The 20549-nt window shown below is 73.8% G+C and carries 16 protein-coding genes and 1 pseudogene; 9 read left to right on the top strand and 8 right to left on the bottom strand.

Annotated elements, in window-relative coordinates:
* Positions 1-5: 5 nt before the first annotated feature.
* Complete coding sequence (locus FDM97_RS20165) at positions 6-2786, bottom strand: hypothetical protein (RefSeq protein WP_175439175.1); 2781 nt, start codon at positions 2784-2786, stop codon at positions 6-8.
* Between the two features lie 264 nt (positions 2787-3050).
* Between FDM97_RS20165 and FDM97_RS20170 the strand changes: the two genes are divergently transcribed.
* Entirely contained in the window at positions 3051-3965 is a 915-nt protein-coding gene (locus FDM97_RS20170; RefSeq protein WP_137991778.1) for an AurF N-oxygenase family protein, read from the top strand.
* A gap of 63 nt (positions 3966-4028) precedes the next feature.
* Positions 4029-5687 (top strand): FAD-dependent oxidoreductase, encoded by a 1659-nt coding sequence (locus FDM97_RS20175; protein ID WP_137991779.1) that lies wholly within the window; start codon positions 4029-4031, stop codon positions 5685-5687.
* Positions 5688-5774: 87 nt separating this feature from the next.
* Here FDM97_RS20175 and FDM97_RS20180 read toward each other — a convergent pair whose 3' ends face one another.
* The 3 genes from FDM97_RS20180 to FDM97_RS20190 all read right to left on the bottom strand — a co-directional run bounded on the left by FDM97_RS20180 (position 5775) and on the right by FDM97_RS20190 (position 7712).
* Positions 5775-6419 carry a DUF4232 domain-containing protein gene (locus tag FDM97_RS20180; protein WP_137991780.1) on the bottom strand — a complete coding sequence of 215 codons (645 nt, stop codon included), beginning with the start codon at positions 6417-6419 and terminating at the stop codon, positions 5775-5777.
* Between the two features lie 6 nt (positions 6420-6425).
* A complete protein-coding gene (locus tag FDM97_RS20185) occupies positions 6426-7046 on the bottom strand; it encodes an L-threonylcarbamoyladenylate synthase (RefSeq protein ID WP_137991781.1) in 621 nt (206 codons plus the stop codon).
* Between the two features lie 87 nt (positions 7047-7133).
* Positions 7134-7712 carry a Type-2Aa cytolytic delta-endotoxin gene (locus tag FDM97_RS20190; protein WP_137991782.1) on the bottom strand — a complete coding sequence of 193 codons (579 nt, stop codon included), beginning with the start codon at positions 7710-7712 and terminating at the stop codon, positions 7134-7136.
* Positions 7713-7869: 157 nt separating this feature from the next.
* Here FDM97_RS20190 and FDM97_RS20195 point away from each other — a divergent pair, with 157 nt between their 5' ends.
* Complete coding sequence (locus tag FDM97_RS20195) at positions 7870-9111, top strand: Tm-1-like ATP-binding domain-containing protein (RefSeq protein ID WP_137991783.1); 1242 nt, start codon at positions 7870-7872, stop codon at positions 9109-9111.
* A gap of 139 nt (positions 9112-9250) precedes the next feature.
* Positions 9251-9529: pseudogene (locus FDM97_RS36510) on the top strand (hypothetical protein); the annotation flags it as partial.
* A 26-nt stretch (positions 9530-9555) separates the two neighbouring features.
* Here FDM97_RS36510 and FDM97_RS20205 read toward each other — a convergent pair.
* Positions 9556-12258, bottom strand: coding sequence for an FAD/NAD(P)-binding protein (locus FDM97_RS20205; RefSeq protein ID WP_254705944.1), 2703 nt, complete (start codon positions 12256-12258; stop codon positions 9556-9558).
* Between the two features lie 143 nt (positions 12259-12401).
* Between FDM97_RS20205 and FDM97_RS20210 the strand changes: the two genes are divergently transcribed.
* On the top strand, positions 12402-12863 hold the full coding sequence (locus FDM97_RS20210) for an RrF2 family transcriptional regulator (RefSeq protein ID WP_137991784.1): 462 nt from the start codon (positions 12402-12404) through the stop codon (positions 12861-12863).
* Positions 12864-12881: 18 nt separating this feature from the next.
* On the opposite strand, the gene FDM97_RS20215 is transcribed toward FDM97_RS20210, so the two are convergent.
* Together FDM97_RS20215 and FDM97_RS36875 are read right to left on the bottom strand one after the other, a co-directional pair.
* Complete coding sequence (locus tag FDM97_RS20215) at positions 12882-13178, bottom strand: antibiotic biosynthesis monooxygenase (RefSeq protein ID WP_137991785.1); 297 nt, start codon at positions 13176-13178, stop codon at positions 12882-12884.
* Between the two features lie 106 nt (positions 13179-13284).
* Positions 13285-14328, bottom strand: coding sequence for a M28 family peptidase (locus FDM97_RS36875; RefSeq protein WP_284440297.1), 1044 nt, complete (start codon positions 14326-14328; stop codon positions 13285-13287).
* Between the two features lie 123 nt (positions 14329-14451).
* Between FDM97_RS36875 and FDM97_RS20225 the strand changes: the two genes are divergently transcribed.
* Complete coding sequence (locus FDM97_RS20225; protein ID WP_137991786.1) at positions 14452-14682, top strand: hypothetical protein; 231 nt, start codon at positions 14452-14454, stop codon at positions 14680-14682.
* An 87-nt stretch (positions 14683-14769) separates the two neighbouring features.
* Here the strand turns inward: FDM97_RS20225 and FDM97_RS20230 are convergent, their stop codons facing one another.
* The gene (locus tag FDM97_RS20230) at positions 14770-16590 is read right to left on the bottom strand and encodes a S8 family serine peptidase (protein WP_175439176.1); all 1821 of its coding nucleotides are present in this window, start codon (positions 16588-16590) and stop codon (positions 14770-14772) included.
* A 252-nt stretch (positions 16591-16842) separates the two neighbouring features.
* On the opposite strand from FDM97_RS20230, the gene FDM97_RS20235 reads away from it, so the two are divergent.
* From FDM97_RS20235 to FDM97_RS20245, 3 genes are all read left to right on the top strand, one after another.
* The gene (locus tag FDM97_RS20235) at positions 16843-17508 is read left to right on the top strand and encodes a response regulator transcription factor (protein WP_137994929.1); all 666 of its coding nucleotides are present in this window, start codon (positions 16843-16845) and stop codon (positions 17506-17508) included.
* Positions 17505-18797 carry a sensor histidine kinase gene (locus FDM97_RS20240; protein ID WP_254705682.1) on the top strand — a complete coding sequence of 431 codons (1293 nt, stop codon included), beginning with the start codon at positions 17505-17507 and terminating at the stop codon, positions 18795-18797. Before FDM97_RS20235 ends, FDM97_RS20240 begins: the two co-directional genes overlap by 4 nt.
* Positions 18798-18874: 77 nt before the next feature.
* Positions 18875-20542 (top strand): alpha/beta hydrolase, encoded by a 1668-nt coding sequence (locus FDM97_RS20245; RefSeq protein WP_137991787.1) that lies wholly within the window; start codon positions 18875-18877, stop codon positions 20540-20542.
* Positions 20543-20549: the final 7 nt, after the last annotated feature.

The raw sequence follows: 20549 nt of genomic DNA on the forward strand, positions 1-20549 counted from the left end.
ACTCGCTACGCGGCGTCCCGCACCGTTCCCGTGAACTCCGGGCCCGGTCGTGGCTCCCAGGCCTCGTCGTAGGTGATCAAGCGGGCGCGCAGGGACTCCGCCGGTTCGCGCAGCGTGTCCGTGACGGTGGGCACGGTCACCTCGATGCCCGTCTCTCCGGCGGGCACGTGCACCCAGAGAGACGGCTCTTCCGAGATCCGGGACAGCGGCAGGGCCGGATCGGGGGCGTGGCCGAAGTTCTCCTCCAGCCAGCTCCGCTCGACGTCCGCCGTGGACAGCTCGGCGCCGCCGGTGACCGGCAGGAGGGCGAGCGCGCCGCCGATCTCGGCGTCGGCGGCCGTCGACAGCGTCACCCGCCAGGTCAGCGCCTTGCCCTCGGTGACGTCGTCGGCGACCGGGGTCACCGTGACCGTGGGCATCGCGTCGTCGTTCCGCGCGGTCACCCCGCCGTGGTGGGAGCCGACGACCGCGCCGCGGACCGCCTTGACGAACACCTCGTGCGAGACGTCGTAGCCGTAGCGGGTGTTGCCGCGCACCACGACCGGCACGTCGATGTCCCGGCTGCCCGGACGGACCGTGACGGTCCGGTACGTGATCTCGTCCGTGCCCGGATCGGCGACGAACACCCGGACCTGGCCGCTGCCCTGGCCGGAGACGCGGACGGGCACACGGTAGGTGCGGGCCCCGGCGTCTCCCTCCTCGACGGTCAGCCGGCCGATGTCGACGCGGGGCAGCGCGGCCGGGCGCACGGCCGGTGTGCCGGGGCGCCAGCCCCAGCCGTCCATCAGCCATGCCTGCCCCGAGCCGCTGCGCGGGGTCAGCTCGAGGGTCGCGACCCTTTTCAGGTCGAAGCCGGACCGGGCGGCGGACAGAGGTACGCGGATCTCCCGGCCCCAGTGTGCGGCGGTCCGTTCGCTGCCGGGCACCCCCTCGACGCGCGTCCGGCCGAGGTGCGCGCGCCGGCCCGCGGTGTCGACGAGAGCGACGTCCAGCTGCGTGCCGGTGCTGTTCGGCGGGACGATCACCCGCAGCGCGAGGGCCTCGTCGCCCGCCAGGGAGACGGGACGCGCGGGACGTACGGCCACCGTCCCACCCGGGCGCGCCCACGTCAGCGCGACCGCGTCGCGGCCCGGCTCGGGCGAGGCCTCCCAGGAGGCGAAGTGCGGCGACCGGCCGCTCGTGTCGGGCGGCAGACAGGCACGGGCGGGGTCGGGGTCGACCTGGGCGCACAGGCGGCCGCCGGTCACCGTGACCGAGGAATCCGGCAGGAAGGCCGAGGTCCGGTGGGCGCCGACGGCGTGGGTGAGCACGCGCGCGGGTCCGGCCGAGGGCGCGCGACGGCCGGTGCCGTCCAGGAGCGGGCGTACCCGGTCGTCCCCGGCGACGAACAGCCGGGCCGCGGCGGCGATGTACGAGGCGCCCGCGGTCTGCTGCTGCGGGGCGGTGAGCCGGGTCGCGGTGCCGGGCGAGCACACCGGGTCCGTACCGTCCTCGGACGAGAAGTCGTCGAAGGCCGGCGCCTGCGCCTGCCCCGGAGTCCACTCGCTGTTGAAGAAGTTGTGGTTGGCGCCGACCATGTACACCGCGCTGTGCAGCGCGGAGCCGCGGCTGACACCGCGCGTGCCGTCGACGTAGATCTGGCCCTGCAGGTCGGACACGTCGCCGTCGCAGCCGGGCAGGAGCGTCATCGAGGGCACGTCCGGGACCGGGTTCTGGCCGAAGACGGTGGGGCCGATCAGGACGTTGCCGCGAATGTTCCAGCGGACCGGGCCCCGGTGTCCGTCCTGGTCGGCGGGTGGCCGGTAGAGGCTGTCGAGCGCCGCCCGGTTGACGCCTTCGCCGCCCCGGGAGTGGCCGACGAGGAGCACGCGCGACAGGTCGGCGGGCGCCGTGGCGCGGACGGCGGCCGGTGCGCCGGAGCGGTTCTTGGCCCAGTCCGCCCAGCGGGCGAGGTGGTGCCGTACCAGGGACGAGCGGGCCTGCGCGCCGCCGTCCTCCGCGAGGTGGTCCTGCCCGTTGATGCCGTTGGCGGAGACGGAGACCGTCACGTACCCCTGGGAGGCCAGGAGCCGCTGGGCGCGCAGATAGCCCTGGTGGCTCGGGATCGGCCGCGTACCGGCCTCGCAGGGCCAGGCGCCGGTCACCTCCTCCCCTGAGCCGTAGCACGTGCCGTGACGGCCGTGCAGGAACAGCGCGAGCGGCCGTCTGCCCGGGGCGTCGGCAGGTCCCACGACCGTGGCGCGCATCTCCACCGGGGCCGGATATCCGGGCAACTTCACCGATTTCAGGTCGTATTCGCCGCTGACGGTGCGGTACCCGCCGGGCACTCCGGGATCGACCGGGTTGACGGGGAGCGGGGCTTCCCGTGGCGCCGACGGGGCGAGGAGCCGGGCCCCGGGGGCCGGGTCCGGCGCGCCCGCGTCCAGCCGGCGACCGCCGACCATCACCCGCAGCCGCTCCGGCGAACCGATCCGTACGCCGTCGGCCTTCAGCCGGTACGCCTGCCCGTCGGGGGCGGCGGTCGGGCGTCCGAGCAGCCGGTTCCCGGCGTAGAACTCGACGCGGGCGTCTCCCATGGGCAGGGGGGCGGGGGACGTCCAGACCAGCTCCCTGCCGGAGCCCGAGCCGGTGAACCGCCAGCCCTCCGGGAGGCGTTCGGCGTCCGCGGTCCGCGGCGCCTCCGCCAGGGGGCCGGGGTCCGGCTGCGCGTACGCCGGTCCCGGCGCCGCCGTGGCCAGCGCGAGTAACGCCGCGGCCGTGGTCACCACGCGTGTGACACGTATCAAAACGGTCTTCCTCATCCTCGGTGTCGTCGCGGCACCTCGGGTGTCCCTGGTGCCTCTCTCACTGCTCGGAGAGGGCAACTCGGCGTCAGGGGTTGCCTCATGGGGCGGAGGGAGAGGGGGCGGGTGTGGAGAGACGGGGTGGATTTCGGCCACGGGTCTAGGCCGCCACAGCCCTCTTGTTATACGTTCCGTCTAACAGCTTGCTAGACGCCGCGTCTAACAAGCGTGGGTGGCACTCGACGTCTCGATTCAAGGAGCCGCACCATGGCACGCAGCACCGTCCGGCCGGAGACCCAGGACCGGCACGCCGAGCAGGAGGTCGCCCGGCGACTGCTCGACTCGGCCGCGCAGCTGTCGTACGACCCGGTCGCCGAGGTGGACTGGGACACCCCTCTGGACAAGGACTTCCACGGCGCGAGCCCCGAGTGGAGCACGCTCTACGGCACGGCGTACTGGCGCGAGTTGAACGACGCGCAGCAGAAGGAGCTGACGCGGCAGGAGGCCGCCTCGGTGGCCAGTACGGGCATCTGGTTCGAGATGATCCTGCAGCAGATGGTGCTGCGCGACATGTACACCAAGGACCCCACCGACCCGCGCTTCCAGTGGGCGCTCACCGAGATCGCCGACGAGTGCCGGCACTCCGTCATGTTCGCGCGCGGCGCGGCGAAGCTGGGCGCCCCGGCCTACCGGCCGCGCCGGGCGGTGATGGAGCTCGGCCGGGTCTTCAAGACCCTCGCCTTCGGCGAGGCCGCCTACGCCGCGATCCTGGTCGCCGAGGAGGTCCTCGACGTCATGCAGCGGGACTGGATGCGCGACGAGCAGGTGGCGCCCTTCGTCCGGACCATCAACAACATCCATGTCGTGGAGGAGTCGCGGCACATGAAGTTCGCCCGCGACGAGACCCGCAAGCGGCTGCGGCACGCGGGCCCGCTGCGCCGGCACCTCAACGCGTTCGTGATCGCGGTCGCCTCGTACGTCATCGTCACCAGCATGGTGAACCGGAACGTCTACGCGTACGCCGGCCTCGACACGCGGCGCGCGGTCACCGAGGCGAAGGCCAACGAGCACCATCGCTCGCTGATGCGCTCGAGCTGCTCGGGCCTCATGGAGTTCCTGGCCTCGGCCGGGCTCCTCACCAGGCCCGCGCTCTTCTTCTACAAGCGCGCCCACCTGATCTGACCCGAGCCGACCGACCGAGCCGACCCACCGAGCCGACCCATCGAGCCGAGCTGAGCCGACGACATGACCTACGCCATCACCCAGACGTGCTGCAGCGACGCCACCTGCGTCGCCGTGTGCCCCGTCAACTGCATCCATCCGACGCCGCAGGAGCGTGCCTTCGGCAGCACGGAGATGCTCCACATCGACCCGAAGGCCTGCATCGACTGCGGCGCCTGCGCCGACGCCTGCCCGGTCGACGCGATCTTCCCGGTGGACAGCCTCTCCACGGAGCAGCGGCCGTACGCGGACATCAACGCGGCGTACTTCGCGGACCGGGAGCCCGAACCCGTAACCCCCGGACCGAACTTCCACGCCTGGGGCGCGCCGGCCTTCGAGCGCAGCCTGCCGTCCGACTTCGCGCCGCTCCGGGTCGCGGTCGTCGGCACCGGCCCGGCCGGGATGTACGCGGCCGAGGATCTGCTCCTGCACACCGACGCCGAGGTCACCCTGGTGGACCGGCTGCCCGTGGCCGGCGGTCTGGTCCGCTACGGCGTGGCGCCCGACCACCCGGCGACGAAGAAGGTGGGCGACACCTTCTCCCGCTTCCACCGCCATCCGCGGGTACGGATGCACCTGGGCGTCGAGATCGGCAAGGACGTCACCGCGGAGGAGCTCGCCGCGCACCACGACGCGGTCGTCTACGCCGTGGGGGCCTCCGCCGACCGCCGGCTCGGGATCCCGGGCGAGGACCTGGCGGGCTGTGTCCCGGCGACCGCGTTCGTGTCCTGGTACAACGCCCACCCCGAGGTCGCGCCGGACACGGTCGACCTGTCCGCCGAGCGTGTCGTCGTGGTCGGCAACGGCAACGTCGCCCTCGATGTCGCCCGCATCCTCGTGATGGATCCGCGGACGCTCGCCGGCACCGACATCGCCGACCACGCGCTCGCGGCGCTGCGCGCCTCGCGGGTGCGCGAGGTGGTCGTGCTCGGGCGGCGCGGCCCCGAGCACGCCGCGTACACCGCGTCCGAACTGCTCGCGCTCACCCACCTGCCCGGCGTGGAGCTGGTCGTCGACGACCACGATCCGCGGACCGGCGCGGCGATCGACGCCGCGGAGCCCTGCGACAAGGCGGCGCTACTGCGGGGAGTGACGCGCGAGACCGTGGACTGGTCGCGTACGCCGACGGCTTCGTCCGCTCGTCGCATCGTGCTCCGGTTCCACTCCGCGCCCGTGGCGCTGCTCGGGGACGACGGCCGTGTGCGGGGCGCGCGCGTGACGGACGGTCAACGGGAGTCGGAGGTGCCGGCCGGCCTGATCGTGCGGGCGATCGGCTACCGCGGTGTGCCGGTGCCCGGGCTGCCCTTCGACCCGACGACCGGCACCGTGCCGCACGAGCGCGGCCGCGTCGCCGGGATGCCGGGAACGTACGTGGTCGGCTGGATCAAGCGCGGCCCCTCGGGCGGCATCGGGGCCAACCGGACCTGCGCCGCCGAGACGATCGGCACGCTCCTGGCCGACGCCGTCGCCGGCGCCCTGCCCGCGCCGACCCGCACCCTCCAGGCCTTTCGGCGCCTGACGCGCAGGCGCGGCGGGCAGGTCGTCGACGCCCGGGGACTGGCCGCCATCGACCGGGCCGAGGTGGCGCGCGGGCGCGCGGCGGGCCGGCCACGGGTCAAGCTCGGCACCGTGCCCGAACTGGTCGCGGCGGCGAAGGGCGGTCGCCTGCGACGGACGAGGTGAGCAGGACGAGGTGAGCAGGAGGAAGTGAGCAGGAGGAAGTGAGCAGGACGCGCCGAGCCGGACACGCCGAACCGGGCGGCGCTCGGCTCAGTCGACGACCTTCTGCCACGCCGTGGTGCCGAGCAGCCCGGTCTCACCGATGTCCAGGCCGCCCTCCGGCTCCACCGTCTGGCGCTCCGCCCCGGCGGCCGGGCCGATCTCCACGTACACGCCACTCCCCCGCAGGCTCGCGGCGTCGACGGCGGAGTAGCGCCAGACGAACACACTGCGCGCGGACTCCCCGGGCTTCAGCGTCACGGGGTGCGGTCCCGGGTCGTCGAGCCGGGTGATCGGCTCCGGCCCCTTGAGCACGGTGACGTCCATGCGCGCGCGGTTCACGTCGCGTACCCGCACATCGGGGTAGCCGTTCAACCGCTGCTCGCGGACACCGCAGTTGGTGAGGGTCACGGGCATGGAACGCAGCCCCATGGCGGCGTTCACCATGCCGGTCGTCACCCGGACGCCCGTGGACGGGCAGCCCTGCGGGCCCGTGGGGGCGGGCGACGCGCCGGGACGCGGACCGGTGATGGGCGGCTCGGCCGGGGCAGCGGTCACCGACGGCTTCGGCCGCGCGCCCGCTCCGGTCCGGGCCGGATCGGCCTCTCGGTCGAGTTCGGCGCCGAGGCCGCACCCGGTGGTGAGAACGGCGGCCGCCGCCAAGCTCAGGGCGAGTCTCGTGGGTATGGCCGTCATGCGCGGTCACTCGAACCGTGTGGTGTCGCCCGCCCCGCGGCGTACGACCTCCGGCTCGCCGCTCGAGAAGTCGATGACCGTCGTCGGCTCCGTACCGCAGTCGCCCGAGTCGACCACGGCGTCCACCGCGTGGTCGAGGCGCTCCTTGATCTCCCAGCCCTGGGTCATCGGCTCGTCCTCGCCGGGCAGGAGCAGCGTGCTGGACAGGAGGGGCTCGCCGAGTTCCTCGACGAGGGCCTGGGCGACGACGTGGTCGGGGATCCGGACGCCGACCGTCTTCTTCTTCGGGTGCAGCAGCTGACGCGGCACCTCCTTCGTCGCGGGCAGGATGAAGGTGTAACTGCCGGGCGTCGCCGCCTTGATCGCGCGGAACACGTCGTTGTCGACGTGCACGAACTGACCGAGCTGCGCGAAGTTCTGGCACACCAGGGTGAAGTGGTGGCGGTCGTCCAGGTCGCGGATGGAGCGGATCCGGCCGATGCCGTCACGGCTGCCGAGCCGGCAGCCCAGCGCGTAGCAGGAATCCGTGGGGTACGCGACGAGCGCGCCGGAGCGGATGCTGTCGGCCACACTGCTGATGGTGCGCCGCTGGGGGTTCTCGGGGTGTACGTCGAAGTACTTCGCCATGCGGGCAGTCTAGGTTCCCGGCGGGTCCGGCCCGGGACGGCGGGCCGGTGCGGGGTCACCGCACGTTCGGGCGGGGGCGCGGGGGCCTCAGGCGGCGAGGCCGAGCTCCTGGCGCACGACGATCGCGTTGAGCCGGATCGTGTACGGGGCGACGTCCGAGAGCTCCAGGGCGCCCACCTTCTCCTTCTCCAGACCGACCGTCACATCGATACAGAAGGCGATCGCGTACAGGTACCCGCCGGTCTCCTCGTCCTGCAGGGCGAAGAACAGGTCGCGGTAGTAGCTCGTGCGGTCGGTGGCCTCCTCGTGGTACGAGAGCCCGGGCTCGCCCTCCTGTGCGGCGAGGCCCGTGAACGCGCGGGCGAGCTCCTGCTCGATGGTGTCCCAGAAGGAGGCGTCGGCGAGCTCGCCCGGAAGGGCCTGGCGGACGGCCTCCTTGAGGGAGAGCACCATGACCATGACGGGGGCGTGCTCCTGGAGGCCCCAGCCGCGGACCATCTTCACGATGTCGCTGTCGGGGATGGCGGCGGCGGCCTGCCGGATGTTGTCGAAGTCGAAGTTGACGGTCGCCGGGGCGATCGCCTCCTGGAACAGCCGGTCCACGGCCCGGGCCTGGTCGAGATGGTCCGGGCCCACCTCGATGACGGTCTTGAAACTGGCGGTCATGACTCCTCCTGCGGTGTCAGGGTGATCAAGAGGGGTCAGTATGCCGAGCCGGCCCGCGCGCGGCGACGGCGTCCCGCCGTACGGACGGCGGCGGCGTCGTCTGGCGGCCGGCAGCCACGGTCTTGTCGCTCTGCCGACTTTCGCTGACAGTACGGGGATGGCGATCGTTGTGCTGGTGGGCACGCTGGACACCAAGGGGCTCGAGTACGGATGGCTGCGCGAGCGGCTGCTGCGCCACGGGGTCGAGGTCCTCGTGGTCGACACGGGGGTGATCGGTACCGCGCGGATACCCGCCGACGTCCCGCGCGACGCGGTGGCCCGGGCGGCCGGGACGGAACTGACGCGGTTACGGGACGAGTCGGACCGCGGCGCCGCCGTCACGGCCATGGCGCGCGGCGCGGCCGAGATCGTGCGGCGGCTGCACGCGGAGGGCAGGCTCCACGGGGTGCTCGCCCTCGGCGGCAGCGGCGGTACGTCGATCGCGACCCGCGCGATGCGGGCGCTGCCGCTCGGGGTGCCGAAGGTGATGGTGTCCTCGATGGCCTCGGGCGATGTCGCGCGCTACGTCGGCTCCTCGGACATCACGATGATGTACAGCGTGGTCGACATCGCCGGGGTCAACCGGCTGTCGGCCCCGATCCTGGCGAACGCCGTCGCCGCCGTCGCCGGTATGGCGCGGGGTTTCGCCGCCGCGGCGGCGCGGCCGGCCGGCCACCTCGGGGGCGACAGGCCGATGATCGCGGCGAGCATGGCGGGCGTGACGACCCCCGGCGTCGACGCGGCCCGCGAGCGGCTGACCGAGCACGACTACGAGGTGCTGGTCTTCCACGCGAGCGGGTCCGGGGGCCGGACCCTCGAATCGCTGGCGGAGCAGCGGACGTTCGCGGGCGTCCTGGACCTGACGCTCTGTGAGCTCGCCGACGATCTCTGCGGCGGCATCCTGACGGCGGGTCCCGACCGACTGCTCGCCGCCGGGCGCGCGGGGGTTCCGCAGGTGGTGAGCCCGGGCGCGCTGGACCTGGTGAAGTTCGGCCCGCCCGACACGGTCCCGGCGCACATGCGGACGCGCGACGTACGGGTGCACAACCCGTCCATCACGGTCGTGCGGACGACGGCCGGGGAGTGCGCCGAACTCGGGACGCGGGTCGCGGCGAAACTGCGGACCGCCACCGGCCCGGCGGCGGTGTGCCTGCCGCTGCGCGGGCTCTCCACCCTGGGGGCGCCGGGCGGCCCGTACCACGATCCGGCCGTGGACGAGGCTCTGTTCAGCGCGGTCCGGGACGGGCTGAGGGGCAGCGCCGTCGAGGTCGTCGAGATCGACACGCACCTCAACGACCCGTCGTTCGGCCGCGCGGCCGCGGATCTGCTGCACCGCCTGATCGAGGGAGGGGGCGCCTAGCCAGGGCCTGTCCGGCGGATCATGGCCGGGCCGGGGCCGGCCTCGGTCGGATCAGTCGACCTCCTGGAGGAGGGTCGCCTGGTTGGTGCCCTCGATGACACCGCCGCGCCACGGCGCCGACAGCGAGAACGGCGACCGCGTGGACGACCCGTCCGAGGACGCGCTGTTCATGCTGATCAGCGAACTCAACGACTCCGACAACACCTTCGTCGTCATTCAGCCCGACGAGGACGACCCCCTCTGGTTCGCCTCGGTGGCCGTCCTGGACGAGGGCGGCTACGAGGTCGTCCGACGCCACACCACCCGCAACGAGCACGAGGTCACCACGGCGACCAGCGTCAGCGACATCGCCCGTGACCTCACCATCTGGATGGCCGCCCGCGCCTTCCCCGGACGGCCGACCAGCCAGGTCACCGACCTCTCAAGCACGGCCCAGCCCGGTGCTCACCCGCGCAGGTCGGCCAGGCGGCGGCGGTCGAGCGGGGAGGCGCGGCGGTCCAGGCGCTCTTCCAGAAGGTGGCGGGCCGCGTCGCTGTGGCCCGCCTCCAGCAGGGCGTACAGCAGTGTCTCCTCGACGACTTCGCGCTGCGCGGCGCTGCCGCCCACGCGGCGCAGGGTCGGCAGCAGGCCGCGCAGTCCGTCCACCGCGGTGGTCCACTGCTCCTCCAGGACGGCCTCAAGGGCGCGGCAGAGCGGGACGATGACCTCCCGCTGTACGGCGTCGGCGCCGCTGGCGTGGGTGCGCAGCCGGCGGAGTGCGGGCAGATCGCCCGCGGCGGTGAGGGCGACGGCGCTGTGCAGGGCGGTGAACGCGGTCGCGGGGCGCTCGACCAGATCGCCGGCGACCGCGTCGAGGACGCCGTCGGCGGGGACGCGGCCCGTCCAGTTCCGCGACATCCGGGCCCGCCACAGGAGCGATCCGGAGTCGACGAGCGCCCGTACGCCGTTGACCTGGCTCGGGGCGAGCTGGGCGAACCAGCGGCGGCGTACCGCGTCGGAGTCGTCGAGGGCGAGTTCGTGCAGCGCCACGTGCCAGGAGAAGTGCGCGCGGTGGACGGCGCCCCGGCCCTGACCCCCGATCCAGCCGTCGAGCCAGTCGCGGCCCGCCCGGTGGTCGCCGGACTCGTAGTGGACGTGGGCGAGGGCGTGCACGGCGTGCCCGGAGGCGGGTTCGGCGGCCAGGGCCACCCGGGCGAGGGCGCCCGCCTCGTCGATGCGGCCCTGCTCCTGGCGGAGGAAGGCGAGGAGCGAGGTGTGGAACCAGTGTCCCTCGTAGGCGGGCGCCGTGCGCTCCACCAGCCGCTGCGCGAGCGTGCCGTCGAGGTCGCCGACGCCGGAGAACGCGATCGTGGGCACCGCGATGCTGAGGGCGAAGGCATCGGCGGGGAAGCGGTCGAGGTGGTCGACGAGCGCCCGGTCGCCGTCCTCTCCCCCGGCGCCGTCGTGTGCCTGGATCCGGCGGTCGACGACGTCGACGAACGAGCGTTCCCGCTCGTCGCCGCGTTCCGCCGCGCTGCGCCGGGCGTCGGCGAGTGCGCGGTTCACGTCGACGTCCGCGCCCGCCTCGTGCCCGAGCAGGGCGAGCGCGGCGTGCCCGAGGGCGAAGCCGGGGTCGAGTTCGGTGGCCCGCGCGAAGGACTCTGCGGCCTTCGCCCGTACGGTGACGACCCGGGCGAGTCCGGTGCGGAAGGAGGCCGCCGCGGCGGCGTGGGTCGAAAGCGGCAGCCCGAACTGGTCGGTGGGCCGGCGGCGCGTGGCCCGGGGGGCGGGGGTGAGCGGGGCGAGCACGGCCTCGGCGATGTCCCTGGCCTGCGCCCTGATCTCGGGGATCGCGGTGGTCTCCCACAGCTCGCCGCGCCGGGGCGCGCCGAGCGTGAACAGCGGCCGGTGGTTGCCTCCCCGGGCGTCGCGCAGCCGGCCCTCGTCTGTGGCGACGCCGATCCCCAGCGGTCCGGGCGCCGCGAGGCCGTCGGCGAGCAGCCCGGCCCACAGGGGGTCGTCGGCGCCCATGCGGAGCCCGGGGCCGGTGCAGTCCACGACCCAGCCCACCGTCAGTTCCCGGCCGTCGCCGAGCGATACGGCGAGCCGGCCGTCGTCCAGTGGCGCGGCGGAGGCGATCCGGCCGGCCTGGATCCGCAGCCGGCGGGCGGCGCGGGCGCGGGCGATGCTCTCGGCGGTGGCCGGTGCCATCCGGTGCCGGTGGACGTTCCAGCGGGTGGCGTCGCGGTCGAGGAACTCGGCCCGTTCCTCGTCGGTGAGGCCCTGCCAGAGCGCCACGATCGCGGGCCGCAGCCCGTCGAGGGCGGGCCGCCAGTCGCCGTGGTCGCGCAGCGAGGCGGTGAGGTGCCGTCGCAGTGCCGTACGGAGCCGGTGCAGGGGCAGGGCCGTGAGCCCCGGCGGCGGGGGTACGGGAGGCAGCGGGGCGACGGCGTGGGGCTGGGGCAACAGGCCGCTGCGCGAGAGGGCGTGCACCGTGCGGCCGGGCCGGTCGAGGACGAGCGCGAGGTCGATGGCGGTGAGCCCGGTGCCGACGAGCAGGACGTCGTCGCTCTCCCCCACCGCGTCGAGCGCGCCGGGCGCCCAGGGCCGGCCGATGAACCGGTCGGAGCCGCGCAGCTCCGCCGTGGCCCAGCCGGCGGTGCCTGCGGCGGGTCCGGTGGCCAGGACGACGCTGTCGGCCGTCACGGTTCCGCCGTCGGCGAGCCGGAGTTCGAGCCGTGCGTCGGCCGTCTCCGTACAGCCGGTCGCCCTCGTGCGCAGGCGGCGTACGGCGACCGTGCCGTGTGCCGTGATGATGGCGCGGCCGAGGGTGTCGGCGAGGTACGAGCCGAAGCGGTGGCGGGAGGCGAAGTCCGCCGCGGTGACGGTGGGTTCGCCGTGGCGGCAGAGCCAGCGCTGGAAGTGACCGGCGTCGTCCGGGTAGCAGCTCATCCCGCCGACCGGCACGTTGAGCCGGTGCTCGGGGACCTCGGTGGCGTACGCCGTACCGCGCCCGGCCTCCGCCGCGGGGTCGATCAGGACCAGGTCGAGGGGGGTGCGCCGCCGCGCGGCCGTCTCGCACAGCTGGACGGCGACGAGCGCTCCGGCGGCGCCCGCTCCGACGATCGCCACGGTCGGTCGGGGACGAGCGGACTGGGCGGGTACCACGGACACCACGGACACCTCCGGGCCAAGGCGGGCGCTGCACAACGTTGTTCACTATGTCGATGAACAATGTGGAATGACAAGGCCGCCCTGTCCCGGTCGCGGGGGTCGGGTCGGTTTCGCGCCAGCCGTGAGACATTGAGGCGGTGAGGATCTCAGCAAGAACGGACTACGCGGTCCGGGCCATGGCGGAGCTGGCCTGCTCCCCCGACGGGCCCTTGAAGGCGGAGGACATCGCCGGCCGCCAGGACATCCCCGTCCGCTTCCTCTTCGTCGTCCTCAGCGAGTTGCGTCAGGCGCGGCTGGTGCGGAGCGTGCGGGGCCCGGAGGGTGGCTACATCCTCACCCGGCCGCCCGCGGACATCACCCTCGCCGATGTGATCCGGGCGATGGACGGGCCGCTCGTCAGCGTGCGTGACCTGAAGCTGACGGGTCTGGAGTACCAGGGCGCGGCCGCGCCCATGCCGGATGTGTGGCGGGCCGTGCGGGCGAGCCTGCGCCAGGTCCTGGAGGGCACGACCCTCGCGGACCTGGCGTCGGGGAACCTGCCCGCGCTCGTACGGGACCGGGCGCGGGAGTACACGGACGACGCACGAACCTATCCGTAGCGCCGCGGCGCCACGCGGTCAGCGTGCGGGAAGCGTGAGTTCGCCGCCCCGGTAGAAGCCTTCGCTCTCCTCCACGACGTACGGGGCCATGACCTCGCGCCGCTCTCGCTCCGCGTCGGAGGACCGCCAGGCGTCGCACGCCTCCTGCGAGTTCCAGAGCGAGACTCCGGTGATCTCCTGTCCGTCCTCGGACCAGTAGGCGAACGCCTGAAGCAGTCCGTCCGGAGCGAACCCGGGGCGCCATGCCCTCTCGAACTCCTCCAGGGAGCCCGGCTTGATGCGGCGCGTGGTCACCCACACAAAGCGCTGTTCCATCGCAGCCTCCTCGAAGACGGGGATCGGTTGTGATCGCGCTCTTCGACCACGGTAGGTCCGTGGTGCCGTTTCCGCCTCCGAGGCCGCCACGGGGGGTCACGAGAGGTCACGAGGCGGGCCGCCAGAGCGCGGCGGTGACGGCGGTGGCGACGGCGACGGCCGTCAGGCGCCGGTAGTCGAGGGTGTCCGGGATGTCGGTCGGCCGGTGGTAGCGCGGGTTCCGGAAGTTCGCCGTAGCGGTGAGCATGACGGCCGGGATCCCGGCGTTCCAGAAGGCGGCGTGGTCGCTGCGGCCGAGGTGGTTGACCGGCGGTACGGCGAGGCCGGCGAGGGCCCCCAGCGGGCCGTCCGGGCGCGGGTCGCACAGGGTGACGGCGGGCATCGGAGGCTCGGCCGCCCCGGCCGCCCGCCCCCAGAGGAGGGCGGCGGCGTCCGACGAGCGCCGGTGGACCACGAGGGTGAAGTCGCCGCGCAGCCCGTCGGCGCGCACCGCGGCGGCCACGCCGGGGAAGACCGCGCCGAACCCCGGGGGCAGCAGCTGGGTCCCCGGCTCGGTCGTGAAGCAGCCGACCGACTCCAAACAGATCATGCCGGTGACCCTGCGCTCGCGGCGCAGTGCGCGGGCGGCGACCCGGGCGCCGATGAAGCCCAGTTCCTCCATGTCGAAGCACATGAGGGCGACCGCGGGCGGCCGTGGCAGCCCGCCGAGAAGCCGCGCGATCTCCAGCAGGGCGGCGATCCCGGAGGCGTTGTCGTCGGCGCCGGGGCTTCCTTCGACGGTGTCCAGGTGGGCCCCGACGAGGACGGTGGGGCGACCGTCCGCTCCGGGCAGCCCTGCCAGCAGGTTCGTTCCGGCGAGCCGCCGGTGCAGGCGGACCCTGAGGGGCGACAGGGGGACGCCGGGGCGGTCGGTGCAGCCGGGGCGCCATCGCACCTCGAAGGGCTGCCGCTCGGTCCACCAGCCCGCGGCGGCGAGCTCCCGCGTCACATGGGTCTCGGCCCGCAGCATGGCCTCGGGCGCGCCTCTCCTGGTGCGGGGGCGGTCGGCGAGGAACTCCACGTCGCGCCGCAGGCGCAGCGGATCGGCCCGCCGGGTCAGTTCCCGGGCGAGCGCGGGCACGTCGGGGCCGAGGCCCATGGCGGGGTCCACGGCGGGGTCCTCTCGCAGACGGGCGTCCGTCTTCGATGGTGCCGCAGGGCGGCGGCGTCCGCCTGTTCCCGTCGCGCGGCGCGGGTGATGCGGGGTGCGCCGGGGTGTGGTCGGATCGGCGTCATGGACCTCACAGAGGAGAACGACGGTTCGCAGGAGGCGGGTCCGGATGATCGCCGTCGTGCCGCCCGGCGGACCCTCGCGAGCCGGACGACCGACCGGGCCGAGCTCGCGGAGTTCCTCGACATACTCGACCTGCGGCCCGAGGTCGATCACCTCTACCCCGGTACGGAGACGAGCGCGCCGGAGCCGGGCCGGCCCCGGCGCACGGGCAAGGGCCGCCCTCGCGGCTGAGCCCCCGGGAACGGGAGCGGGAAGGAGAACGGGAACGGGGCCGGAGCGATGGATGCTCCGGCCCCGCCCCGCGGTCGTGCCAGGGACCTAGAAGGTCAGGTTCCAGGCGTCGATCCGGCCGGTGTCGGCGTTCGCGTTGTCGTTCACGCGGAGCTTCCAGGTGCCGTTCGCGACCTCGGAGGAGGCGTTGACGGTGTAGGTCTGGAGGATGTTGTCCGCGCTGCCGCCGCTGCGGTTGTGCAGGGTGTAGACGGTGCCGTCCGGGGCCACCAGGTCGACCTTCAGGTCACCGATGTAGGTGTGCTTGATGTCGACACCCACCTTGAGGGTGGCCGGCGCGTTGCCGCTCACGCCGCTGACCGTGATGGGGCTCTCGACCGTGGTGTTGTCGGAGATCGCGACGTCGGTGAGGTTCTCGAAGTACGCGCCGGGCGGCGGGGTCGAGCCGCCGACCGCCTTCAGCGCGTCGGTCTGGCCCTCGCCGAAGAAGCCGTTCTTGACCGTGGTGCCCGTGCAGCGGCTGTCGGAGGGGCAGGCCGTGTCGTTCGCCTGGCTCGCCAGGGCGGCGCGGATGTCGGCCGGGGTGTACGTCGGGTTGACGCTCGCGAGGAGCGCGGCGACGCCCGCGACGTGCGGGGAGGCCATCGACGTACCGCTCTTGCTGCCGTACTTGCCGCCGGGCAGCGTCGAGTACACGCCGGAGGTGCCGTCACCGCCCGGGGCCGCGATGTCGATGACGCCGTTGCCGAAGTTGGAGTACGAGGCCTTGACGTTGCCGTTGCCCATGGCGGCGACCGTCACGACGCCCGGGAGCTCGGTCGGGATGTCGATGCAGGCGTTGGTGATGGTGCGGGTGACCGGCGTGGAGTCGTTGGGGCTCTCGCTGTCGGTCGTCTTGTTCGCAAGGTCGTAGTTGGAGTTGCCGGCCGCGGCGATCTGGAGCGAGCCCTTGCCCTCGGCGTACGCCTGGGCGCGGTTGACGCCCTCGATGATGGCGGCCTGGTCCACGTTGTCCGGGCAGTTGAACTGCCACGGGTCCGTGTAATAGCTGTTGTTGGTGACCTTGAAGCCGTGGTCGCCGGCCCACATGAAGCCGCAGATGGTGTTCTCGGCGAAGAAGAGGCTGCTGGTCGGTTCGGCGATGCGGACCGAGGAGATCTTCACGCCCGGCGCGACGCCGATGACGCCCTTGCCGTTCTTGGCCGCGGCGACGGTGCCGGCCACGTGCGTGCCGTGGGTGCCGACGTCACGCCAGGCGCCGGCGCGGGTGTCCGCCTTGCCGTACGCGCAGGAGACCGAGTCGGCCGCGTTGAAGTTGGGCGCGATGTCCTGGTGCTGGTCGTCGACGCCCGTGTCCAGGATGCCGACCTTGACCGTGGCGGAACCGGTGGTGACGGCCCAGGCCTTGTCGGCCTTGATCTGGGTCATGTCCCAGCGGTTGGACTCGTTCAGCGTCGTCGCCGACTGCGCGGGGTTCGCGGGGAGCGCCGGGTTGTAGGCGTCCGCGGGGATGTCGGAGGTGCGCGTGGCGCCGACCTGCTGGACTCCGCTGACCGCGCGCATCGTCGAGGCGAAGTTCGCCGACGTCGAGTGGGCCACGATCACGCCGATGGCGTCGTAGGAGGCGAAGACCGAACCGCCGTTGTTGGCGACGGCGGTGCGCACGGCCGTCGTGTCACCGGGAGCGGTGATCACCAGATACGCCCGGGTGCCCGCGGCCCATGCCGCCGGGGCCGGAGCGGAGGCCGTGGTCGTCGCCGTCGTGGCCGCCGAGGCGGAGGAGGGCTCGGGGATGGTCGTCGGCGCGGCGTGGGCGGCTCCGACGGGCGCGGCGAGCGCGAGGGCCGATCCGAGGGTTGCGGCAGCGACGGCCGAGAGTCTCAGACGGCTGGATATGTGGGAAAACAATGCGTCCTCCGATGGCCCGGTGGCGCGGGTGGCGCCCGCCGGGCCGTGTGATGTGTGGGGTGGACGCAAGATCCCAGACGATGTGGTGCGGAAGGAAGTGTTCTGTCCGACAAGCCCGTTGACGTTACAGAGTGTTGACCTGACGGGCCGGCGATCGGTGCCGTCTTCCGCCGGGATGGACCGTTTCGTTCCGACGACGGCCGGCCGTCGTCGGGGAGCGCGGGCCGGGCGGATATCGTGAGCGCCGTGCGGGTGCTGCTGGTCGAGGACGACGGGGATCTGCGTTTCGGGGTGGCCGCCGCGTTGCGGGCCGCCGGGTTCGCGGTCGACGAGGTCGCGGATCTCCCGCAGGCGGACGAGGCGCTCTTCGTCACGGCCTACGACTGCGTGGTCTTCGACCGGATGCTCCCTTCCGGTGACGCCGCCGCGTACGTCGCGGAGTTGCGGCGCGGGGGCGGGGCCGTGCCGGTCCTCTTCCTCACCGCCCGGGACACGGTCGCCGACCGGGTCGGGGGCTTCGCCAGCGGCGGCGACGACTACCTGGTCAAGCCGTTCGCCGTGCCGGAGCTGGTCGCCCGCGTGGGGAGTCTGTGCCGCCGCGCCGCCGTCGTCCGGCCGCCCGTCCACCGGGTCGCCGACCTGGAGATCGACACCGCCCGGCGCCAGGTCCGTCGCGCGGGCGTCCTTCTCACGCTCACCCGGCGGGAGTTCGCCGTCCTGGAGGTCCTGGCGGCGCGCGGCGACCGGGCCGTGTCGCGGGCCGAGCTGGTCGAGAGCTGCTGGGACGAGATGGCGGAGCCGCAGTCCAACGTCCTTGAGGTACTGGTCTCCCAGCTCCGCCGCAAGCTCGGCGATCCGCCGCTCATCCGTACGGTGCGCGGGGTCGGCTACCGCCTCGTTCCCGGGGACTCGGAGTGAGAAGGCGCGCTCAGGCGCTGACGCCCACCGGGCGGGTCCGGCGGCTGCGCAGACGGATCACCGCGCTGTTCGCCCTGACCAGTGCCGTGGGGCTCGTCTCGATGGCCGTCCTCGCCGTGCGCAGCGACGACGCGCGGTGGCGTGAGCAGCTCGACCAGGCCATGAACCTGGACACCACGCAGGCGATCAGCCTGCTCACGTACGACGAGAACGACCGGCTCGACACCACCGACCTCGTCGCGACCATGGACACCGGCTGCCCTCAGCTGACCGTCCTCTCCGTGCCGCGGGACCGGTCCACGGGGCCGGCCGTCGACTACGCCCCGGGCCGGCCCTGTCTGGCGGCCCGACCCGCCGACGTACGGGCGGCGGCCGAGACGGCCGTACGCACGGAGGACGTCGTCGCGGTCGACCGGCACGCGGCGGACGGCCGGCCCGTCCGGCTCTTCGCCGAGCCGTTCTTCGCGCCCGACGCGGAGGGCGACGAGGGCCGGGACGGTGCCGTCGTCACCCTGTACGAGACCTCCGCCGCCGTTGCCGATCACCGTCGTACGACCTGGCTGCTCACGGCGGGCTGCGCGGTCCTGGTGCTGCTGTCGGCGGCGGTCGGCCATGTGCTGTCCGGGCGGGCGATCCGCCCGGCGCTGACGGCGCTTGGTCAGCAGGAGGCGTTCCTCGCCGACGCCGCCCACGATCTGCGCACCCCGGTCGCCTCGCTGCGCATGCTCGCCGAGACCGCTCTGCGCGGCGACACCGACAGCGGCGAGGTGCTGCGCCGGACGATGCGGCTCGCGGACGGCATGGGCGGCCTCGTCGACGGGCTGCTGACCCGGGCCCGGCTGATGACCGGGGTGCAGACGCTCGCGCGGGAGCCGCTGCGGCTGGACCAGCTGGTGGAGGCGGTGGTCGAGGACACCCCGGCGGAGGGGCACCGGGTGACGGTACGGGCCGAGGAGACGGTCGTCGTGGCCGATCCCGATCTCGTGCGGCGCGCCGTGGCGAACCTCCTGGGCAACGCGCTCGTCCACGGCCACGCCCCCGATGTGCCGGCCGATGTCCGGATCGAGGTCGGGCGCGGGGGCACGGTGACGGTCGAGGACGCCGGTCCGGGGCTGCCTCCGGGGGTGGCGGATTCCTTGTTCGAGCGGTTCCGCAGCGGGTCGGGGTCGACCGGTCTCGGCCTGTCCATCGCCTCCTGGGTCGCCCACGCGCACGGCGGGAGCCTCTCGGCGGGGCCGGGTGAACGCGGGGGCGCGCGCTTCGTCCTGCGCCTGCCCACCGAGGCCTGAACGCTCCTTCAGGAAAACCTCAGCATCGCCAGGCGATGCTGGGGCGCACCGCACCCAGGCCTCCCAGGAGCATTCCGTTGAAGCGCGCTGTCCGTCGTCACCCCGCCCTCGCCCTGACCCTCGCCGTGCTCGGCGCCGCGAGCCTGTCCGCCTGCACGGCGGAGCCGGCGGCGAAGAACCCCGGCCGGGCCGCCGCCCCCGTCGACCCCGCCACGCGCCCCGATCTGCGGTCGTTCTACACGCAGAAGCTCGCGTGGACCGCGTGCGGCGAGTTCCGGTGCGCGCGCCTGACGGTCCCCATGGACTACGCCCACCCGGAGAACGGTCGGACGTTCGTCCTGCCGGTGGCGAAGGCGGTGACCGCCGATCCGGCCCGGCGTATCGGCTCGCTCGTCTACAACCCCGGCGGTCCGGGCGCGGCCGGCGTGGCGTTCCTCAAGGAGGGCGCCGCGGACTCCTTCGGCGCCCCGGTCCGCGAGCGGTTCGACATCGTCTCCTTCGACCCGCGGGGCGTCGGAGAGAGCACTCCGGCCCTGACCTGCGGCGAGGAGGAGGAAGCCCCGGACGGGGAGCAGGAGGCCGCCGCGGCGGCCGAGCGTCCGCTGCGCCCCCGTACCGAGGCCGAGCGGGCCGACGCCCTCGCCGACGCCCGGTCCGCCGCGGCCGAGTGCGTGGAGCGCAGCGGAGACATCCTGCGGCACGTCGGGACCGAGAACGCGGCCCGTGACCTGGACGTCCTCCGGGCCGCGCTCGGCGAGTCCCGGCTCACCTACCTGGGCTGGTCGTACGGGACGAGTCTGGGCACGTCGTACGCCGAGCAGTTCCCGCGGCGGGTCCGCGCGCTCGTCCTCGACGGTGCGATGGACCCGGCCCTGGACTGGCGCGGGCGCGCCGAGAGCCAGGCCGTGGGCTTCCGCCGGGCCGTCGACGACTACGCCACGCACTGCGCCGAGATCGTGGGCGCCGGCGGATGCCCCGGTACGACCCCGGAGGAGATACGCGCGCTGATCGACGGGCTGTACGCGCGGACGTCGCGCGCCCCGCTCCCGGTCGACGGGTCGGAGATCGGGGTCGACGCGCGGGTGCTCCTCGACGTGGTGTCCATGGCGATGTACACGCCCGAGGACCAGTGGAAGGGCCTCTCGGAGGCGCTGGCCGCGGCGGACGGCGGCGACGGTACGAAGCTCGCCGCGCTGGCGGACGGGGGCGGGTCCTCCGACGACGGCGAGGACGACGGCGAGAAGGGCGGGGAAGGTGAGAACGGCGACGCCCCGGCCGAAGCCCCGACCGACGCGCCGGGCGGGGAGGGCCCGGCGGGTGGGGAGGTCCCGGCGGACAACGAGGACGCGGCTCTCCTCGCCGTCACCTGCCTGGACACCCCGCACCCCCGGAGCGCCGAGCCGTACTGGGACGCGCTCGCCCCCGCCGAGAAGGCCGCGGGCGTGTACGGCGCCGCGAGTGTCATCGACGCGCTGGCCTGCAAGGACTGGCCGGCCGGTACGCAGCGGCCGCACCGCGTCCGGGCCGAGGGCGTCCCGCCGGTCCTGGTGGTGGGCACGACCGGCGACCCCTCCACCCCGTACGAGGAGGCGGAGAGCCTCGCGGCGCAGTTCCCCGGCGGCATGCTGCTGACGTACGAGGGCGTGGGCCACACCGCGTACGGCCGCGCCAACGCCTGCGTGACGAACGCCGTCGACGACTACCTCGTCGCCCTGAAGCCGGTCCGCCCCGGCGCCACCTGCTGACCCGCCG

Origin of the sequence: Streptomyces vilmorinianum (assembly GCF_005517195.1) — a bacterium.
Classification (GTDB): domain Bacteria; phylum Actinomycetota; class Actinomycetes; order Streptomycetales; family Streptomycetaceae; genus Streptomyces; species Streptomyces vilmorinianum.

Coding starts and splice junctions, on each gene's coding strand:
- FDM97_RS20195 (WP_137991783.1), top strand. CDS start 7,870: ATGGCGATCGTTGTGCTGGTGGGCACGCTGGACACCAAGGGGCTCGAG.
- FDM97_RS20185 (WP_137991781.1), bottom strand. CDS start 7,046: ATGGCGAAGTACTTCGACGTACACCCCGAGAACCCCCAGCGGCGCACC.
- FDM97_RS20190 (WP_137991782.1), bottom strand. CDS start 7,712: ATGACCGCCAGTTTCAAGACCGTCATCGAGGTGGGCCCGGACCATCTC.
- FDM97_RS20170 (WP_137991778.1), top strand. CDS start 3,051: ATGGCACGCAGCACCGTCCGGCCGGAGACCCAGGACCGGCACGCCGAG.
- FDM97_RS20225 (WP_137991786.1), top strand. CDS start 14,452: ATGGACCTCACAGAGGAGAACGACGGTTCGCAGGAGGCGGGTCCGGAT.
- FDM97_RS20215 (WP_137991785.1), bottom strand. CDS start 13,178: ATGGAACAGCGCTTTGTGTGGGTGACCACGCGCCGCATCAAGCCGGGC.
- FDM97_RS20175 (WP_137991779.1), top strand. CDS start 4,029: ATGACCTACGCCATCACCCAGACGTGCTGCAGCGACGCCACCTGCGTC.
- FDM97_RS20180 (WP_137991780.1), bottom strand. CDS start 6,419: ATGACGGCCATACCCACGAGACTCGCCCTGAGCTTGGCGGCGGCCGCC.